A 967-nucleotide genomic window follows, 5' to 3' on the forward strand; every position below is an offset into this window, starting at 1 on the left:
TTGAACAAGGCACTTTTTCAATAACTAAAAAGCAGGTATATTGACAGCGTAAGCAGAAAGTTATGGAAAAGCGGTTTAAGAGTTTGTCTTTGTTCGAGTTTCACGAGCGGTTTCCCGATGAGGAAAGCTGTGTGAAGTACCTGGCATCCCTGAAGTGGCAGGATGGCTATCAGTGCAAAAAGTGTGGCCACGGGCACTATTGCCAGGGTATTGAAAAGTATGACAGGCAGTGCACCAAATGTAGACGTCTGGAATCCCCGAAGTCCGGGACCCTGTTCCACCGGTGCAAGTTCCCCCTTTTGAAGGCGTTTTACATCGTCTACTACGTGTCTACCAGCAAAAGTGGGATCAGCAGTCCTGAACTTAGCAGGAAGCTGGAACTTAGGCAGAAGACCTGCTGGCTGTTCAAGCAGAAGGTGATGAGGGCGATGTCAAGCAGTGGAAACCACCCAATGGATGGTAAAGTGGACGTAGACGAGACCTATGTGGGTGGCCAGGACGAAAAGGCTGTGGGACGCAATGAAGGTAAGAAACAGATCATGGTGGTGGCCGTGGAGCGCAAAGGAAAGGGAGTTTCCCGCATCTATGGACGTGTAGTCGATACAGCTGCCCGTAAGCATTTAAAGCGTTTTATGATGGACCATATAGCTCCCGGTGCAGCGGTGAGAACTGACCGTTGGAGCGGCTATAGAGGTCTTGAAAGTGAATTTCCCAAGCTAATCAGGGAGAAATCAGAAAAGAAGGGAAAGAACTTCCCACAGCTACACAGAACTGTGATGCTATTCAAAGCCTGGCTGAGGGGTATCCACCATTCTGTAATCCATCTTCAGCCTTATATTGATGAATATACCTATCGCTTCAACAGGCATAAGATGAAGGAGGGAATCTTTGAAAACCTCATGAAAAGAATGGTAGAAAAACCACCATACCCTTACAAAGAATTTTATTTATCATACGCCTAGTTCAA

Annotated in this window: 1 protein-coding gene; it reads left to right on the forward strand. The window is 46.8% G+C overall.

Annotated elements, in window-relative coordinates:
• The first annotated feature begins 62 nt into the window (after window positions 1-62).
• Complete coding sequence (locus tag G9Q97_RS24640; RefSeq protein WP_166151940.1) at window positions 63-962, forward strand: IS1595 family transposase; 900 nt, start codon at window positions 63-65, stop codon at window positions 960-962.
• The last annotated feature ends 5 nt before the right edge of the window (window positions 963-967 follow it).

It is taken from the genome of Cyclobacterium plantarum (genome assembly GCF_011290685.1).
Classification (GTDB): Bacteria; Bacteroidota; Bacteroidia; order Cytophagales; family Cyclobacteriaceae; genus Cyclobacterium; species Cyclobacterium plantarum.